The organism is Bradyrhizobium sp. USDA 4454 (genome assembly GCF_054822705.1).
Genome location: NZ_JBTRCN010000001.1, coordinates 6,043,321 through 6,059,560, shown reverse-complemented (window position 1 = coordinate 6,059,560; position 16,240 = coordinate 6,043,321). Strand labels below are relative to the sequence as shown.

General features: G+C 64.7%; 13 protein-coding genes. 4 read left to right on the top strand and 9 right to left on the bottom strand.

All coding sequences use genetic code 11. The annotated features are described in order from the left end of the window. Positions 1 to 18 precede the first annotated feature (18 nt). Positions 19 to 1,476, top strand: a complete 1,458-nt coding sequence (locus ACVIW0_RS28180; protein WP_461357443.1) for an extracellular solute-binding protein — start codon at positions 19 to 21, stop codon at positions 1,474 to 1,476. Positions 1,477 to 1,559: 83 nt separating this feature from the next. Further along, entirely contained in the window at positions 1,560 to 2,651 is a 1,092-nt protein-coding gene (locus ACVIW0_RS28175; RefSeq protein ID WP_461355318.1) for an ABC transporter ATP-binding protein, read from the top strand. A gap of 241 nt (positions 2,652 to 2,892) precedes the next feature. Here ACVIW0_RS28175 and ACVIW0_RS28170 read toward each other — a convergent pair whose 3' ends face one another. Beyond that, complete coding sequence (locus ACVIW0_RS28170) at positions 2,893 to 3,210, bottom strand: helix-turn-helix domain-containing protein (protein ID WP_461355317.1); 318 nt, start codon at positions 3,208 to 3,210, stop codon at positions 2,893 to 2,895. A gap of 228 nt (positions 3,211 to 3,438) precedes the next feature. On the opposite strand from ACVIW0_RS28170, the gene ACVIW0_RS28165 reads away from it, so the two are divergent. Next, entirely contained in the window at positions 3,439 to 3,807 is a 369-nt protein-coding gene (locus tag ACVIW0_RS28165) for a BA14K family protein (RefSeq protein ID WP_461355316.1), read from the top strand. Positions 3,808 to 3,839: 32 nt separating this feature from the next. Here ACVIW0_RS28165 and ACVIW0_RS28160 read toward each other — a convergent pair whose 3' ends face one another. After that, complete coding sequence (locus tag ACVIW0_RS28160) at positions 3,840 to 5,273, bottom strand: helix-turn-helix domain-containing protein (protein WP_461355315.1); 1,434 nt, start codon at positions 5,271 to 5,273, stop codon at positions 3,840 to 3,842. A gap of 140 nt (positions 5,274 to 5,413) precedes the next feature. Here ACVIW0_RS28160 and ACVIW0_RS28155 point away from each other — a divergent pair, with 140 nt between their 5' ends. Further along, entirely contained in the window at positions 5,414 to 7,051 is a 1,638-nt protein-coding gene (locus ACVIW0_RS28155) for an isocitrate lyase (RefSeq protein WP_461355314.1), read from the top strand. A gap of 546 nt (positions 7,052 to 7,597) precedes the next feature. On the opposite strand, the gene ACVIW0_RS28150 is transcribed toward ACVIW0_RS28155, so the two are convergent. The 7 genes from ACVIW0_RS28150 to ACVIW0_RS28120 all read right to left on the bottom strand — a co-directional run bounded on the left by ACVIW0_RS28150 (position 7,598) and on the right by ACVIW0_RS28120 (position 16,215). Further along, on the bottom strand, positions 7,598 to 8,809 hold the full coding sequence (locus ACVIW0_RS28150) for a PepSY-associated TM helix domain-containing protein (RefSeq protein ID WP_461355313.1): 1,212 nt from the start codon (positions 8,807 to 8,809) through the stop codon (positions 7,598 to 7,600). After that, a complete protein-coding gene (locus ACVIW0_RS28145) occupies positions 8,802 to 9,824 on the bottom strand; it encodes an extracellular solute-binding protein (RefSeq protein WP_461355312.1) in 1,023 nt (340 codons plus the stop codon). Before ACVIW0_RS28145 ends, ACVIW0_RS28150 begins: the two co-directional genes overlap by 8 nt. A gap of 1 nt (position 9,825) precedes the next feature. Beyond that, positions 9,826 to 12,159, bottom strand: coding sequence for a TonB-dependent siderophore receptor (locus ACVIW0_RS28140; RefSeq protein WP_461357442.1), 2,334 nt, complete (start codon positions 12,157 to 12,159; stop codon positions 9,826 to 9,828). Between the two features lie 291 nt (positions 12,160 to 12,450). Beyond that, complete coding sequence (locus ACVIW0_RS28135; RefSeq protein WP_461355311.1) at positions 12,451 to 12,684, bottom strand: hypothetical protein; 234 nt, start codon at positions 12,682 to 12,684, stop codon at positions 12,451 to 12,453. Positions 12,685 to 12,853: 169 nt separating this feature from the next. Further along, positions 12,854 to 13,831 (bottom strand): acyl-CoA thioesterase, encoded by a 978-nt coding sequence (locus ACVIW0_RS28130; protein ID WP_461355310.1) that lies wholly within the window; start codon positions 13,829 to 13,831, stop codon positions 12,854 to 12,856. Then, a complete protein-coding gene (locus tag ACVIW0_RS28125; RefSeq protein WP_461355309.1) occupies positions 13,831 to 14,946 on the bottom strand; it encodes a hypothetical protein in 1,116 nt (371 codons plus the stop codon). The genes ACVIW0_RS28130 and ACVIW0_RS28125 overlap by 1 nt, the downstream gene beginning before the upstream one ends. 45 nt (positions 14,947 to 14,991) lie before the next feature. After that, entirely contained in the window at positions 14,992 to 16,215 is a 1,224-nt protein-coding gene (locus ACVIW0_RS28120; RefSeq protein ID WP_461355308.1) for an ABC transporter substrate-binding protein, read from the bottom strand. Positions 16,216 to 16,240: the final 25 nt, after the last annotated feature.

The window sequence follows — 16,240 nt, the reverse complement described above, 5'->3', positions numbered from 1 at the left end:
AGGGAGGACTAGACGATGTTGCGACGGACGTTCCTGATGTTGACCACTGCGCTTGCGATCGCGGGCGCTGCGAGCCAGGCGAATGCGGCCTGCAGCCCGGATTATATCGGCGTCACCCTGACGGTGGCGTCGCAGACCGGACCGTATATCGCGTCCGCGCTCAAGCTCGGCGCCGACGAATGGGCCAAGAAGACCTGCGGCAAGGTCAATGTGGTCGAGTTTCCCTGGTCCGAGCTCTATCCGAAGATCGCGACCTCGCTGACCGCGTCGGACGCGACATTCGACCTGGTCAGTTTCGCGCCGGCCTGGCTGCCGGACTTCGTGCCTTATCTCAGCGAGATGCCGAAGGAGATGCAGTCCGGCAAGGACTGGGACGATATCGAGCCGGCCTATCGCGAACGGTTGATGGTGTGGGAAGGCAAGATCTACTCGCAATCGATGGACGGCGACGTCCATACCTATACCTATCGCACCGACCTGTTCAGCGATCCCAAGGAGAAGGACGCGTTCAAGGCCAAATACGGCTACGACCTCGCGCCGCCGAAGACCTGGAAGCAGTATCTCGACATCGCGGAGTTCTTCCAGCGGCCCGACAAGGGCCTGTGGGGCACGGCGGAAGCCTTCCGTCGCGGCGGTCAGCAGTTCTGGTTCTTCTTCAGCCACGCGGCGGCCTACACCAACAATCCGAACTATCCGGGCGCGATGTTCTTCGACCCCGAGACGATGGACGCGCAAATCAACAACCCGGGCTGGGTGAAGGGCCTCGAGGAATATATCCGCGCGTCGAAGCTCGGGCCGCCGAACGCGCTGAACTTCTCGTTCGGCGAGGTGAACGCCGCGGTCGCCGGCGGCCAGGTGGCGGAATCGATCGGCTGGGGCGACACCGGCGTCATCGCGGCCGACCCGAAGCAGTCGAAGATCTCGGGAAAGGTCGGCTCGGCGATGCTGCCGGGCTCGGACGCGATCTGGAACGCCAAGACCAAGGCGTGGGACAAGTTCCCGAGCGCGCTGCCGGGGCCGTTCATGGCGTTCGGCGGCTGGCAGATCGCGGTGCCAAAGGCCGGCAGGAACCAGCAGGCGGCGTGGGACTTCGTCAAGACGCTGACCAGTCCCGACGTGTCGGGCCAGGCGGCGATCACCGGCGGCAGCGGCGTCAATCCCTATCGCAAATCGCACACCGCCAATTTGCAACTGTGGAGCAAGATCTTCTCGCCGCAAGAGGCCAAGGAATATCTCGGCGCGCAATCGGACTCCATCAACGCCAAGAACGTCGCGCTCGACATGCGTCTGCCCGGCTACTTCTCCTACACCGAGGTCGTGGAGATCGAGCTCGGCAAGGCGCTGGCCGGCCAGACCACGCCGCAGGCGGCGCTCGACGCGATGGCCAAGGAGTGGAATCGGCTGACCGACGAGTTCGGTCGGGCCAAGCAGCTCGCGGCCTATCGCGCGGCGATGGGCCTGCCGCCCAAGAACTAGCTTTCAACCGAGACGTCCCGGATGATGCGCAAGTGTCATCCGGGACTTTATCTGCCGTCGACGAAGGGACGGAAAAGGATTCCATGGCGCACGTCGAGATCGAGAACGTCAGCAAGGCATACGGGCCCTACAAGATCATCGAGGGGCTCGACCTCAACGTGGCCGACGAGGAGTTTGTCGTGCTGGTCGGCCCGTCCGGCTGCGGCAAGACCACGACATTGCGCATGATCGCGGGGCTGGAAGCCGTCACCAGCGGCACGATCCGCATCGGCAACCGCGACGTGACGCGGCTGCGCCCGGGCTTGCGCAATTGCGCGATGGTGTTCCAGAACTACGCGCTCTATCCGCATATGACGGTCGGTGAGAACATCGGCTACGGCATGAAGGTGCGCGGTGAATCGCGCGCCAGCATCGAGAAGGCGGTCAACGACGTCGCCCGCGTGCTTGACCTCGAGCAGTATTTGCAGCGGAGGCCCAAGCAGTTGTCCGGCGGCCAGCGCCAGCGGGTGGCGATCGGCCGTGCCATCGTGCGCAGCCCTGATGTGTTCCTGTTCGACGAGCCGCTGTCCAATCTCGACGCCAAGCTGCGCATCGAGATGCGGACCGAGATCAAGGCGCTGCACCGCCGCCTCGCCAAGACCATCGTCTATGTCACGCACGATCAGGTCGAAGCCATGACGATGGCCGACCGCGTCGTGGTGATGAACAAGGGCCGGATCGAGCAGGCGGCCGATCCGATCACGATCTACGAGAAGCCCAGCAATCTCTTTGTCGCCGGATTCATGGGCGCGCCCAGCATGAACTTCATCCATGGCGAGATTGTCGCCCGCGACGGCGCGCTCACCTTCACCGAGCCGTCCGGCACGGCGTTGCGATTTCCGAAGTCGCGTGAGGCAGCCTATGCCGGCAGCGTCGGCAAGCCGGTGGTGCTCGGTGTGCGGCCCGATCATGTGTTGCGCGAGGGCGCCCCGGTGGGCTCTTCCATCCGCATCCTTGTGAAGGATGTGGAGCCGCTCGGGCCGCACACGCTGGTGATCGGGACCGTCGGCGCATTCGCGTTCACGGCGCAAATGCCGGTTGGCGTCGCCGCCGAGCCGGATCATGCGATCGACGTCGCGCTCGATCTCGAGCGAACGCATCTGTTCGACAAGGCGTCGGGGATGGCGATTTGCTGATCGGCCGGGCTGCTCAACGGCTGCTTGCCTAGAGCGCATAAGATTAGGTTGAGTCGGCTTGGCGCGGTCTCGGTTAACCTCTCCCCGCGGGGAGAGGTCGGATTGCGAAGCAATCTGGGTGAGGGCTCTTGCTCTCTCGATAGACCATAACCCCTCACCCGATTTGCTGCGCAAATCGACCTCTCCCAAGGGAGAGGTGAACTTTCGATGCCGTTGCAGCTCAACCTAATCTCATCATGCGCTAGCTGCCGAAGCCTCGTATGCGCCGGACGGCATCGGACGGATACAGGCCGAAAGCCGAGCGGTACACCGCAGCGAAACGGCTCATATGGGTGAACCCCCACTTCAGGGCAACTTCGCTGACCGGAAGCATGTTCTCCGGCCGCGACAGCTCATCGTGGATTGCCTCGAGACGAATTTGCCGCAACTGTGTGAACGTCGACAAGAAACTCGGCACGATCACCACCCAGCAGGAGACCACCGGATCCGGCCGGCCACAACCGTTGCAAGTCGTCGTCCGCAAGGACGGCAAAGGCAGCCGCGTCGATGCGACCTTCATCTTGCCGCCTGGACAGCTGGCTCCAGGTGTCGGCGATAACCTCTGCCGCGTCGTGAATGCAGCAGGCCGATGAACTCCCCCCATCTGTGAAGCAAGGCTGACGCGCGAATCGCAACCGGCCACGCGTGCAAGGGTGTCGTCCGGTCCAGGACCGGGCGAGCCATCCATGTTGAGGGAGTTGGGACGCCGGTGCCGGCCTGCGCCCACAGCAATGAAGCAGGAGATATGATGCGTAGGGCTCGCTTTCTGAAAGTCGTTTTGACGGCCACCGCCGGCGCTATGATGTTGTCCGCCTCCGCGATCTCGGCTCCGCTCCGGCACGGCGCCGGTGTTGCGGCCGCGGTGTCGGCAGTGACCGAGAAGGTCTGGTGCCGTTACGGGAATTGCTACGACAATGGCGGCGGTGCGGCCGTCGGCGGACTGGTCGGAGGCCTGATCGGCGGCGTCATCGCGGCGGGAGCAGCCGATGCCGCCGCGCAGCAGGAAGCTGCTGCCGCCCAGCAGCACGCGGCGTCTTGCGCTCAGCGTTATCGCTCATACGATGCGGCGTCGAATACCTTCCATGCAAAGGACGGCCGGCGGTATCCCTGCCAGTAAGCGTTCAAGCTTTGGTCGCGACCCGTGCGGAGTCAGTCCGCCGAGAAGCCGAACGGAACGCTCGAGGTCCTGAAATCGTCGGGCAGGATCTCGCGCCCGATCGGGGGCGCCGACCGCGCCGCGCATCGCGGGCGATGGCAGACCCGGCAGGCGACGCCGATCGGGGTCGGCTCGTCCGCGTTCGGCCCCCGTCCATCGCGGGTGTAGATCAGCTGGCTGGCATGCTCGGCGGCGCAGCCGATCGCGATCGCCCGTTCGACTCGGATGGCGCCGAACGCGCCGCCGCCGGCGGTCACGGTGCGGGCGATCGAGAAGAATCGCTGACCGTCCGGCAATTCCAGCCATTGCGTGACGATCTGCCGTGGCGTCTTGAAGATGTCGTGGACCGACCACAGCGGACAGGCGCCGCCATGCTTCGCAAACGGGAAGCCGGCACCATCGAGCAGCTTGGAAATGTTGCCGGCCGGATCGACCCGGATCAGGAAGAACGGCACCTTCTCGAGACCCGGCCGCTGCAAGGTGGTGACGCGGTGCGCGGTCTGCTCGAAGCTGGTGCCGAATTGACGCGCCAGTGCCTCCAGATCGTAGCGCCGCGTCTCGACCGCTTTCGCAAACACGGAATAAGGCATGATGAGCGCTGCCGCGGCGTAGGCCGCGAGCGCACGGCGAGCCAGCAATTCGGCGCTCTTGCTGGTGAACTTGCCGTCTTCCACCGCCGCGCTGATCTCGCCTTCCAGTTCCAGATAGGCGAGTTGCTTGGCGAGCTGGAAATTGAGGCCTGCGGTATCGAGCGAGTCCTCGAGCAGCAATTGCCGGCGATGCAGGTCCAGCCGCCTGACCGAACCGAGCATGACGCTCGGCGGAAGATAGCGGACCTGGAGCTTGTGACGCTCGCGAAGCCGCTCGATAAATCCGGCTGGTCCGGCCGGTTCGTGGACCAGGCGCTCGGCGGCGTCGTCGAGGTTGGCGAAATTGTTGCGGCGTGCGGCGAGGAAGCGCCGGACTTCCGCAACGGGATCGTTGGCATCAAAATTCTCCTGACCCGGTGATGCGCCCGCCAGGTCCGGCGCCCGTCGCTCGGCCAGCGCCAACTGCTCTTCGCGATAGGCGGTGTAGAGGCGCAGGAACGCCTCGGTCATTCCGGGATAGCTGACCGCGAGGTCGCTGACCTCGAGCGCGGGGATATCGATGTCGGCAAACATCGGTTCCTTCAGGACCGACTGCATGCGCGCGGTGTGGTCGGCGCCGCCGTCGCCGGCGAGATCGGCCAGATCGATCTTGTAGGTGCGGGCGAGGCGAAGCAGCATGTCCGCCGTCACCGGCCGCTGGTTGCGTTCCAGCAGCGCGACGTAGGGGGCGGAGATTTCGAGATCGGCGGCCATATCCGCCTGGGTCAGCCCGAGGTCGCGCCGCAGCCGGCGCAGCCGGGGGCCCATGAAAACGGAACGGGCGGTTGAGGTGACCATCGCCTAATCCATGTAAGATTCTTACAACAATACAACGGTTTCTTGTAAGTTATGACAAGTTTTCCGCGCCGGGTCTAGCTCCCGATGACGCCGCGCGTCACAAACGGTGCAGTTATTTCGTCACCGAAGGGATCACGGACATGAACTTCCAACCGCGCGGGATCAGCGACCGGGCCATTCAGGGGCCGGCTTCCTATCAGAGCGAGATCGAGGCGGCCGAAGCGCTGCTGAAGACCAAGGACACCTGGAACGGCGTCACGGCCGAAGCCGTGGCGCGCATGCGCCTGCAGAACCGCTTCAAGACCGGTCTGGATGTCGCCCGCTACACGGCTGCGCTGATGCGCGCCGACATGGCCGCCTACGACGCCGACAGCACCAAGTACACCCAGTCGCTCGGCTGCTGGCACGGCTTCATCGCCCAGCAGAAGCTGATCTCGGTCAAGAAGCATTTTGGCAATACCGACCGCCGCTACCTCTACCTCTCCGGCTGGATGATCGCGGCGCTGCGCTCCGAGTTCGGCCCGCTGCCGGATCAGTCGATGCACGAGAAGACCTCGGTGCCGGCCCTGATCGAGGAGCTCTACACCTTCCTGCGTCAGGCGGATGCGCGTGAGCTCAACGACATCTTCCGCGCGCTCGATGCGGCGCGCAAGGAAGGCGACAAGGCCAAGGAAAAGGCGCTGATCGATAAGATCGACAACTTCAAGACCCACGTCGTGCCCGTCATCGCCGACATCGACGCCGGCTTCGGTAATGCCGAGGCGACCTATCTGCTCGCCAAGAAGATGATCGAGGCGGGTGCCTGCGCCCTGCAGATCGAGAACCAGGTCTCCGACGAGAAGCAGTGCGGCCACCAGGACGGCAAGGTTACCGTGCCGCATGAGGTGTTCATCGCAAAGATCCGCGCCTGCCGCCATGCGTTCCTCGAACTCGGCGTCGAAGACGGCATCATCGTGACCCGCACCGACTCGCTCGGTGCCGGCCTGACCCAGCAGATCGCCGTCAGCCACAAGCCCGGCGATATCGGCGACCAGTACAACAGCTTCCTCGATTGCGAGGAAGTGACGGCTGCCAATGCGCGCAACGGCGACGTCATCATCAACCAGAACGGCAAGATGATGCGTCCGAAGCGGCTGCCCAGCAATCTCTACCAGTTCCGTCCCGGCACCGGCGCGGATCGCTGCGTGCTCGACTGCATCACCTCGCTGCAGAACGGCGCGGACCTGCTGTGGATTGAGACCGAGAAGCCGCATATCGAGCAGATCGCCTCGATGGTCGACCGCATCCGCAAGGTCATTCCGAACGCCAAGCTCGCCTACAACAACTCGCCGTCGTTCAACTGGACCCTCAACTTCCGTTGGCAGGTCTACGACGCGATGAAGGAAGCGGGTCAGGATGTCAGCAAGTACAACCGCGCCGAGCTGATGAAGGCGGAGTATGACGACACGCCGCTGGCGAAGGAAGCCGACGAGCGGATCCGCACCTTCCAGGCGGATTCGGCCAAGCGCGCCGGAATCTTCCACCACCTGATCACGCTGCCGACCTATCACACGGCTGCGCTGTCGACCGACAATCTGGCGCGCGAGTATTTCGGCGAGCAGGGCATGCTCGGTTACGTCAAGAACGTGCAGCGCGCCGAGATCCGTCAGGGCATCGCCTGCGTCAAGCATCAGAACATGGCGGGCTCCGACATCGGCGACGATCACAAGGAATACTTCGCCGGTGAGGCCGCCCTCAAGGCAGGCGGTGCCCACAATACGATGAACCAGTTCGGCTAACCGAACGGATCATTCCGACCCTCGGCCGGACAGGCTGGCTTGCGAGCAGCCACCCGTCCGCCGGCTTGACGGGGCGATTTCGACGACTGGTCGAGATCGCCCCGCAATGTTTTGCAGAGCGGTTTAGTCGCGATCCGCGGCAGCATTCAAGGCTGTCGTCCCTGCGAAACTATCAAATCCGTCATCCTGAGAGGATGTGAATGTATTCAGTGTCGTCCTGGCGAAAGCCAGGACCCATTACCCCAACCGCTTGCTGTTGTGCGACGCTGGGGCCACTATCACACTCTCAATCGAACTCGGTGGCTATGGCTTTCGCCAGGACGACGGCGTGGGGGGGGGCGCTCGCTACAATTTCTCAGACTTCATCCTGAGGTGCGAGCGGAGCGAGCCTCGAAGGGTGAACCGGCCACAGGCGGGGCCTGCATCCTTCGAGACGCGCGGAGCCTGTCATCGGGCCGCGCTTCGCGCGGACCCGTTGGCGCTCCTCAGGATGACGGTATAGGATCTGATCTAAGCGCGTGTCCCGTGTTGGCAAGCGAAATAAGCTCATTCGCCCGGAACGAGGTGGCCGACCGGCGGCCGCGCGAGGCGGCGGTGCCTCCGGCGGGACAGATAGAGCAGCAGGCCGGTCACGGCGAACAGCGGCATCATCGCGGCCGCCAGCATGAAGGCGAGCTTGCCGGGCCAGCCCAGGACGGCGCCGCGGTGGATGTCGAGCACGCTGGCTAGCACGCGCTCGCCGAAGGTCTTGTCGGCGTAGCGATCCGAGGAGATGACGCGCCCGGTGACCGCATCGATGCGGAATTCGTCGCGCACGCTCTCGAGCGACGAATCCCGCGGCCAGGACCGCACACGCACCGCCGTGCCCGCGCCGGCTGGCAGGGTCAGCAGCGCCCGTCCGTAATCGTTGTTCTCCTGCTGCAGGAACGCTGACCAGACGTGATCGAACACGAGCGGTTTTGCCTCGGTCCTCGCTTCCGCCCTGGCTTCACCCTTGCCCTCGGCAGCCGCGCCGCGCGGTGATTTGGGCTGCATCGCTGCGGCCGTGGCCTGAGGCCGCGCCAACAGCCAATTGGCGCCGGCCTTGTACCATTCGAACGAGTACCAAAGCCCGGTCAACGTCATCACCAGATAGACCGGCAGCACCCAGGTGCCGACGACGGCGTGCAGCGAGCGGTGCAGGCCGCGCCCGCGCAGCCCGAGATTCGGCTTCAGCCACATCTTTACGCTGCGCGCGCGACGCGGCCAGCGCAGCACTAGGCCGGACATCAGCATTACGATCAGGCAGATTGCGGCCGTACCGGTGATTTTGCGGCCGACGCCATTGCCGTCGCCCGGCAGCAGCAGCCAGCGATGCAGCTTGCGGACGGTGGCGAAGAAGTCCTCGCCCCGCGGCGAGCCGAGCACATGTCCGTCATAGGGATCGACATAGACCGAAGACGGCCGCGCGCCGCCGTCGCTGCGGGCAAAGCGGATACGTGCCGCGGCCGACGGATCGCTGGACATGGTGACGGCCGAGACCTTGCCGAAGTCGCCGGCCGCTTGCAGCCGCGCGACCAGTTCGTCCGGCGTCAGCCGCCGTGCGGCGCTGGCGTCGACGTGCGTCATGTGGCTGTTCAGGCTGGCCTCGATCTCATCTTCGAAAGCCATGGTCGCGCCGGTCAGCCCGACCACGGCCCAGAGCAGGGCCAGCACAAGGCCAACGACGGAATGCACCTGCAACAGCGCGGCCTTGATCGGGCGTCGGAGGTCACTCATCGAATCCGGCCTTTTGAATCAGGGCGATGGCGGCCGCTTGCTGCGCGGCGATCTCATCGACAGGCAGCCCATCGGCGGAGAACGATCCGATTGCTTCGACGATTGGCGGCCGCTTTGCCGTCGCAAGCGCGGGATATTCCAGTTCGGCGGCTGCAAAGATCGTCTGCGCCTGGGGCGTGATGAGGAATTCGAGCAAGGCACGCGCGGCGGCCGGATGCGGTGCGTGCCGGGCGATCGCCGCGCCGGTCAGGTTGACGTGACTGCCGCCGTCCGTGAATGCGGTCGGCACCGCCTTCACGGCGTCCGCCCACACGCGCCGGTCATTGCCTTCGCGGCCGTCGCGGAGCTGTGCCAGCGCGACCGTGTTGCCGATGCCGATAACGCAGCGACCTTCGGCGATATCGCGGACCACGTCGTTGTCCTTGCCGGCCGGCTTGCGGGCGAGATTGGCATTCAGCCCCGCGAGCCAGGTCTCCGTTGCGTCCGTCCCGTGATGAGCGAGAAAGGCTGCGATCAGCGCGACATTGTTCTGATGCGTAGCCGGCCGCATGCATAATTTGCCGCGCCATTTGGCATCGGCGAGGTCTTCATAGGTGATTGCGGCGAGTGGATCGTCGTTGCGTGCGAACACCACGCGCGGGCGGATGGCAAGCGCGATCCACTGGCCGCTGCTACCGCGCAGGTTCGCCGGCACCGCCTGCTCAAACGTGGGCGATGCAAGCGCCTGCGTCAGCCCGCGCGCGGCAAGCTGGGTTGTCTTGTCGAGACCGATGGTGAGCAGCACATCCGCCGGCGAATGGTCGCCTTCCGATGTCAGGCGATTGACCAGGCTGTCTTCGATGAAGACGGTCTTGACGTTGATGCCGCTCGCTGCCGTGAAGGCCGCGATGACAGGCGCGACCAGATTGGCTTCCCGGGTCGAGTACAGCGTGAGCTCGTCGGCGCGGACGCTGGTGGCGAGCGCGGTCGTGGCCAGGACGGCGAGCAGTCCGATCGCTGTCCTAACTGCGCGCATGCTAGAATTTCACCGTCGCCGAGAGCGAGAAGCGCCGCGCGTCGCCCATCGCGACCGACAGGATGTTATTGGCGGACGGATAGTAGACGGTGTCGAACAGGTTCTTGACGTTGAACTGGTAGATCACCGGGAAGCTCTGGACCTTGGTCTCGTAGGTCGCAAACACATCCGCGACGGTGTAGGCCGGCGGCACGAAGCTGTTCGCTGCATCTCCGGGCCGGTCGCCGACATAGCGCGCACCGCCGCCGAGACGCAGCCGGCCGGGCAGGGTGGTGCCGAAATCATAGACCAGATAGAGCGAGGCGGTGTTGAGTGCGACGTTCTGCAGGGCGGTGCCGGCGAGCGTCGGATCCTCGGTGACGCGTGCATCGGTATAGGCATAACTGCCGATCATGCTCCAGCTGTCGGTCAGCCTGCCGGTGACGTCGAACTCGACGCCGCGCGAGCGCACCTTGCCGGCGGTGCGGTACTCGACGATGCCCGCCGTTGTGTTGAGCTGCGAGACCAGCACGTTCTTCTTGTCGATGTCGTAGAGCGCAAGCGTGCCGGAGATCCGCTTGTTGAAGTCGAACTTGACGCCGGTCTCCCACTGGGCGCCCTCTTCGGGCGCGATGTTGGAGCCGATCACGACACCGCCGGTGAGCGGCGCGATGGTCGAGGTTGGCTTCAGCGACTGCGTGTAGCTTGCATACAGCGAGACCTCGTCGGTCAGCTTGAGGATCGCGCCGCCGAGCGGGAGAACCTTGTCCGCCGACACGTTGGTGTTGGTGACAAAGGGCCGGCCCCTGCCGGCGATCTGGTCGTAGTCCATGTAGCGTACGCCGCCGACCAGCGCGAAGCGTTCGGTCAGGTGCAGCGTGTCCTGGAAGAACAGCGACCACTGGCCGAGCTTGTCGGTCTGGGCGCTGTCGCTGGCGGATACCGTGGTGCCCGGCGAGATCAGGCCGTAGACCGGGTTGTAGAAATTGAAGCTCGGCGTCGCCTGCCGGATCAGATTGTCGCGATAGATCGTGCGGTACTGGCCGTCGCCGCCGAACAGCACCTCGTTGCGGAAACCGCCGAGCCAGACATTGCCCAGCAGATAGGAAGTGCCGTAGCTGGCATTGCTGAGTGAGCCCTGCGTGCCGTCATTGCTGCGGGTCTCGACACCGGTCCTGGCGTTGACGCCGGTGATGCGGAGCTGATTGGCGCTGAAGCTCTCAGTGTTGTAGCTGTAGGCCGCGAACAGCTTCCAGTCCTGGTTCAGCCGGTGCTCGACCGAGGCCTGCATCAGGTCGGAGGTTCCCCACATGTTGTTGAAGGGCTCGTCGAGCCGGCGCGTCGGCGGGATCGCCAGCGGTGCCTTGGTCACGGGATCGAACGCGGTGCCACGGTCGAACGGCGTGATGAATTCGCGGTGCTCATAATTGAGCTGCACGGTGGTGTTGTCGCCGTACCAGGCCAGCGACGGCGCGACCAGCATCTCGCGATGCCGTCCGAAATTGCGCCAATAGTCTTCGCTCACGCCATAGCCGATGAAGCGGTAGGCGAGGCCGCCGTCGCCGATCGGGCCGGTGATGTCGACCGTGCCGTCGGCGCCGGTCTTGTTGTTGGCGTAGGTCGAGCCGAGCAGGGTCACCGAACCGTGCTGATAGAGCTCGGGGCGCTTGCTGATCGTGTTGACGATGCCGCCGGGATCCATGATGCCGTAGAGCAGCGACGCCGGGCCTTTCAGCACCTCGACGCTTTCGACCGCCGCGTTGAGGCTGCGGCCCTGCACCAGCGGCATGCCGTTGCGCATGATCGAGCCGTCGCGGTTGTCGCCGAAGCCGCGGCGCATCACCGCGTCCTGGGTGCCGGCCAGCGTGTTGCCCTGGGTGACGCCGCTGACATTGGCCAGCGCGTCATCGAGATTGCGCGGCAGCTGATCCTTCAATACCTGCTCGGGCACGACATTGACCGTCTGTGCGGTGTCGAGCGGCGAGGCACCGCTGCGCAGCGTGGTCGAGCTCGGCATCGCGCGATAATGCAGCTTGGCTTCGTTCAGCACCGCGGCGGCGGCTGCCGCGCGCTGCGAGGGAGTCGGTGCCGTTGGTTGGGCATTGCGGGCGCGCTGCCGTGCTGCGGCGGCCGCCTGCGTCCGTTGCGCCGACCGTGCCGAATTGGCTGCCGGCTTGCGCTTCTGCGTCGGCTGCTCTACCGTGACCGGCGGCAACGGCACGCTCGATTGCGCGCTCGCCGGGGTCGCCGCGGAAGAGACGTCGGCGAGCAGGAATGCTGCGCCGATCAGCAGGTGGGTGCGGCCCTTTTCGGCGGCATTTCGACGGTCGCCGACAACCCGGCGATCAGCATTCACAGGCACTGGACTTCCGATTCACGCGAAACTCATTCACGCCGCGCCTCTAGCAGTCGGCGCGCGCGAAAAGAACCGGAGCAGACTTGAATCCCTCTAACCGGGCTGGATTTGAATCGTTCTAAGACGCTGCGGGGCTCGCGTGTGCGCGAGCCCTGCACGTCATGACTTCGTTGTCGCGATGACCTGGTTGTCGCGTCAGCGCGTCAATTGGTCGCGCGAGTTTGGCGAGAACCGATCGTCGTCGTCCTGTCACGCCTCAAGCGTAGTGTAGCCCGTGTGGCGCGATGCGCCTCACGACATCGCCAGGCTGACCGACGTCTTGCCGACCATTCCCGTGCTGACGCCGCCGCGGGCCATCGATTCGATCTCGACCCAGTTCTCGCGGAAGATTCGCGCCGCCTCGTTGGCACTTTCCGCCTGGATCGTCAGACTGCACGCGCGTCGCGTGCCATTGCTCGCAAGCTGAAAGTAAAGGACGTAGCCGGATGAGTCCGCGGTCCGCGCGGCCAATGGTGCCTGCTGCATGTAGGTTTTCCCCAATAGTGTTCTTGTTGCGCCACCGGTAGTCAGCATTGGACCGCGATGCGGCACAGTCGTGGTCGCGGTCACGCCAGGCTGAACGTTTGTTCATTTTGTTCGCCGGTGTTGCCGGGATTCAACACGCGATGGAACCGGCGATGGCGGCGGCTGCAACTCAGACGCGATCGGGGCGCGGTCTGAAATCGTCGCCCGGCCTACCATCGTCGTCCGGATGCACCATCAGGGTTTCCTGGATCGAGCTCGCAAGCATCGACCCATTGCGATCGTGCACGCGTGCGATCGACAGCCCGCGGCCGCCATCGGCGCACGGGCTTTCGGTCTCGACATGCATCCAGGTGTCGGGCGAGAACGCGCGATGAAACCAAATGCAATGGTTGAGGCTCGATAGATAAAGCGGCGTCCGCGCCTGCAAGTCCTGGAGATGGCCGCCGACACTGGAGAAGTTGAGCCACCAATCCGAGAGATAGGCGAACACCGCAGCCTGGGCGCGGGAACCCGCGGCGAGCGGCTGCCGGCTTCTGATCCAGAAGCGCAGCCGCGGTTCTGCGGTCGCGGCCGAGAGCTGACGCTCGATCTCGGGGATGCGAAAATCCATGCTCGGCTTGATGTGCTGGGAATAGGGGCCGAGCGGCCGCAACTGTGCCATCAACGCGTCAGGGATCATGCTGAGATCCGGCAGGCTTTCGGGATCCTCCGAGCGTGCGAACGACGCGGCATGCCGCGGACCCGGTTGGGCTGCGCAGAACGTGGCCTGCGCACTCAATACGGTATGTCCGTCGACCTGGCTGCCGACAACGCGCCGCGAGGAGAAGCGCTTGCCGTCCTGGAGAACCTCCACGTCAAACGTGATGCGCCGGGCGGGATCGGCGCCGCGCAGGAACAAGAGCTGCAACATCGCGGCCGGACGATCCTCGGGCGCGCCGAGGGTCGCGGCCATCATGGCCTGGCCGAGGATCTGGCCGCCGTAAGAGCGGCCGTTGAGATTGCCGTCGCCGAAGCGGCTGCGATAGCGCAGAGGGGCGACGGTCTCGAGCGAGACCAGCGCCTCGGCCGCCTGGTTGTCCCACGACTCGCACGCGTCGTTATCCTCTGCGATGCGATCCTCTGCGATGCGGATGCCTTGCCCGTCCATCACATTGCCGGGAATTTCTGCGGTCCCGGATAGAGCGGATAGCCGGCGGCCACGCCATATTCGCTGATGCCAAAGCCGGTCTCGTTGCCGCTCTCGAGCCGGACGACGTGATCGGACAGCGTGCGCGCGATGGCGCGTGTCCCGGCATCGTCCAGGTTCCAGATGTCGTGCGCGGCATGGTTCTCGCCGCGGTCGTCGCCATGGGTCCAGCCCTGCAGGCCGCCATACATGCCGGCCTTGAGATAAAATCGCGTCGGCAACCCCAGCATCCTGACGTGACGCGGCTCGCCGTGCTCGAAGGTGAAGGTGAAATCGGCTGCCGCGATGGTCTGGCCGAGCGGATCGTCGGCCCACTCGATCTTGTGTTCGACCGAGGTGACCTCGCGATGAGACACCGATCCGTCCGCTTCGCGCCGGAACTCGGTGCCTGAGAGGTAATGCGGCTTGCCCGGCGTGCGCTCCTTGATGAAGATCGACAGCGCGGACTGATCAAACTGGAACATCGACCAGGTCCAGAAGAAATTGCGATGGGTCGCAACCGGGGGCCTGGTTTCGTCGGTGCGCATTTCGGAGCGCAGGCCCCAGGAACGGTCGCGCTGTCCCCACCACAACTCCGGCTCAATCTCGCTGCGCTTGCCATCGGCGACGATCCAGCCGCGCCAGCGGCCGAATTGCGAGACGCGGGCAAGGTCCTCCTCGACGACGCCATTGCGCTCGCGGAAATTCTGCTTCTCCTGCGCCGCCGGAAAGCTCGCCTTGAATTCGAGGTCAAAGCTGATGCCGGACGGGTTCTCGGCAAGCGACAGCCGATGCAGACCCATGCCCTCGACGACCTCGATCCTGAGCCCGCCGACCTCGGTCTCCAGCGGACGCGTCCCGAGCCGGCGCGAGGCGCGGAAATTGTGCTGGCGGCGGCCGATCGTGATGCCGGCAAAGCCGTCCATCACGTTGCGGTTCGGGTAGTAACCGAGCCCGATATCGATCAGCAGCTCGCTGCCGTCGATCGGATGCGCGGTGTACCAGTAACGCTCGGTGAAGCGGATATCGCCGCCGCCCGCCTTGGCAAACGGCTGGGGAGTCTGGTGGCCGATGAGATCGTCCTGGGCTGTCAGCATTGTTCTTGTCCTTGTGGTTGAGCCGGGGATACCAAGCGCGAGAGATCAGTCTTTGACCGGACCCGCGCCGACGATGTCGCCGAACAGCACCCAGGTCTTGCCGTCGAAGCGGGCGAAGCGGCGTTCGGTGATCGCCGCGTAATCCTGCGGCGTGGTCTGGATCGTGATCCCCGGGAGCAGCATCGGCAGCTCGATGCCGCTGAGGTTGGTAGCCTGCTTCAGTACGTTCTCCCGGCTGAGATTGTCGCCGCAGCGTTGCAGGATGATCGCGCCGAGCTGCGCCGTGGTGTAGCCGGTCACGGCGATCACGTCGTTCGGGTCCATCCCCGGCATGTATTTCGCGGCGAAGGCGAGATAGTCAGTCATGCCCTTATCGTTGGCCCACGCCGGATCGTTCGGCGTCTTGTAGGAAGTTGTGGTCAGGATGCCGGTCGAGGCTTCGATCCCTGCCGGCACTAGCACGCCGGCGATCGAATTGGCGGTCGAGCCGAGGAAGATCAGGGGCTTCCATCCGAGCTCATGGATCTTGCGGATCGCCATCGAGGCGAATTTGTTCTGCGCCGCGATCAGGATGGTGTCGGCGCCGGACGCTTTCAGGTTCACGATCTGCGAGTCGATCGTCGGCTCGGTCGACTGATACGTCGCTTCCTTGACGATCATGGTGTCGGCCTTGGCGCCGAGCCCTTCCTTCAGGCCAAGGACAAAGTCCTTGCCGATGTCATCGGCCTGCAAGAGCACGCCGATCTTTGCATCCGGCTTCTCGCGCAGCACATAGCGGGCGATGATCCGCGACTCGTTGACGTAGGTCGGCGAGTAGGGCGTCGTCCAGGGAAACTGCTTCGGATCGTTCCAGCGCGTGCCGCCGCTCTGCACCAGCAATTGCGGGACGCCGTTGCTGTTGAGGTATTTCTGGATCGCGGCGTTGGTCGGCGTGCCGAACGGCGCCATGATCGCGAGCACCTTGTCATTCTCGACCAGCGCGCGCGTCACCTCGACGGTCTTGGGCGGGCTATAGGCGTCGTCGCGGGTCAGGAAGGTGATGTGGCGGCCATTGATGCCGCCCTTCTCGTTCAGCATCGTGAAATAGGCGAGCATGGTCTTCGGGAAGCTCGCATAAATCGAGGCCGGCCCGCTGTAGGGCGCATTGGCGCCGAGCAGGATCTCGGTATCGCTGACCCCGGGACCATAGGCCTTCTGGGCGTTCGCTGGTCCGAGCGCGCCGGTGAGCGCGAACGCCCACACTGCAAGCGTGACGATTGGCTTCCGCATCTTCCCCTCCCATGACGCCCTCTTT

What these genes read in the sequence shown, in the direction of transcription:
- ACVIW0_RS28150 (WP_461355313.1), bottom strand. Translation starts at nt 8,809, where the DNA reads ATGAGTGACCTCCGACGCCCGATCAAGGCCGCGCTGTTGCAGGTGCAT.
- ACVIW0_RS28120 (WP_461355308.1), bottom strand. Translation starts at nt 16,215, where the DNA reads ATGCGGAAGCCAATCGTCACGCTTGCAGTGTGGGCGTTCGCGCTCACC.
- ACVIW0_RS28170 (WP_461355317.1), bottom strand. Translation starts at nt 3,210, where the DNA reads ATGAAGGTCGCATCGACGCGGCTGCCTTTGCCGTCCTTGCGGACGACG.
- ACVIW0_RS28175 (WP_461355318.1), top strand. Translation starts at nt 1,560, where the DNA reads ATGGCGCACGTCGAGATCGAGAACGTCAGCAAGGCATACGGGCCCTAC.
- ACVIW0_RS28125 (WP_461355309.1), bottom strand. Translation starts at nt 14,946, where the DNA reads ATGCTGACAGCCCAGGACGATCTCATCGGCCACCAGACTCCCCAGCCG.
- ACVIW0_RS28145 (WP_461355312.1), bottom strand. Translation starts at nt 9,824, where the DNA reads ATGCGCGCAGTTAGGACAGCGATCGGACTGCTCGCCGTCCTGGCCACG.
- ACVIW0_RS28160 (WP_461355315.1), bottom strand. Translation starts at nt 5,273, where the DNA reads ATGGTCACCTCAACCGCCCGTTCCGTTTTCATGGGCCCCCGGCTGCGC.
- ACVIW0_RS28135 (WP_461355311.1), bottom strand. Translation starts at nt 12,684, where the DNA reads ATGCAGCAGGCACCATTGGCCGCGCGGACCGCGGACTCATCCGGCTAC.
- ACVIW0_RS28155 (WP_461355314.1), top strand. Translation starts at nt 5,414, where the DNA reads ATGAACTTCCAACCGCGCGGGATCAGCGACCGGGCCATTCAGGGGCCG.
- ACVIW0_RS28165 (WP_461355316.1), top strand. Translation starts at nt 3,439, where the DNA reads ATGCGTAGGGCTCGCTTTCTGAAAGTCGTTTTGACGGCCACCGCCGGC.
- ACVIW0_RS28130 (WP_461355310.1), bottom strand. Translation starts at nt 13,831, where the DNA reads ATGGACGGGCAAGGCATCCGCATCGCAGAGGATCGCATCGCAGAGGAT.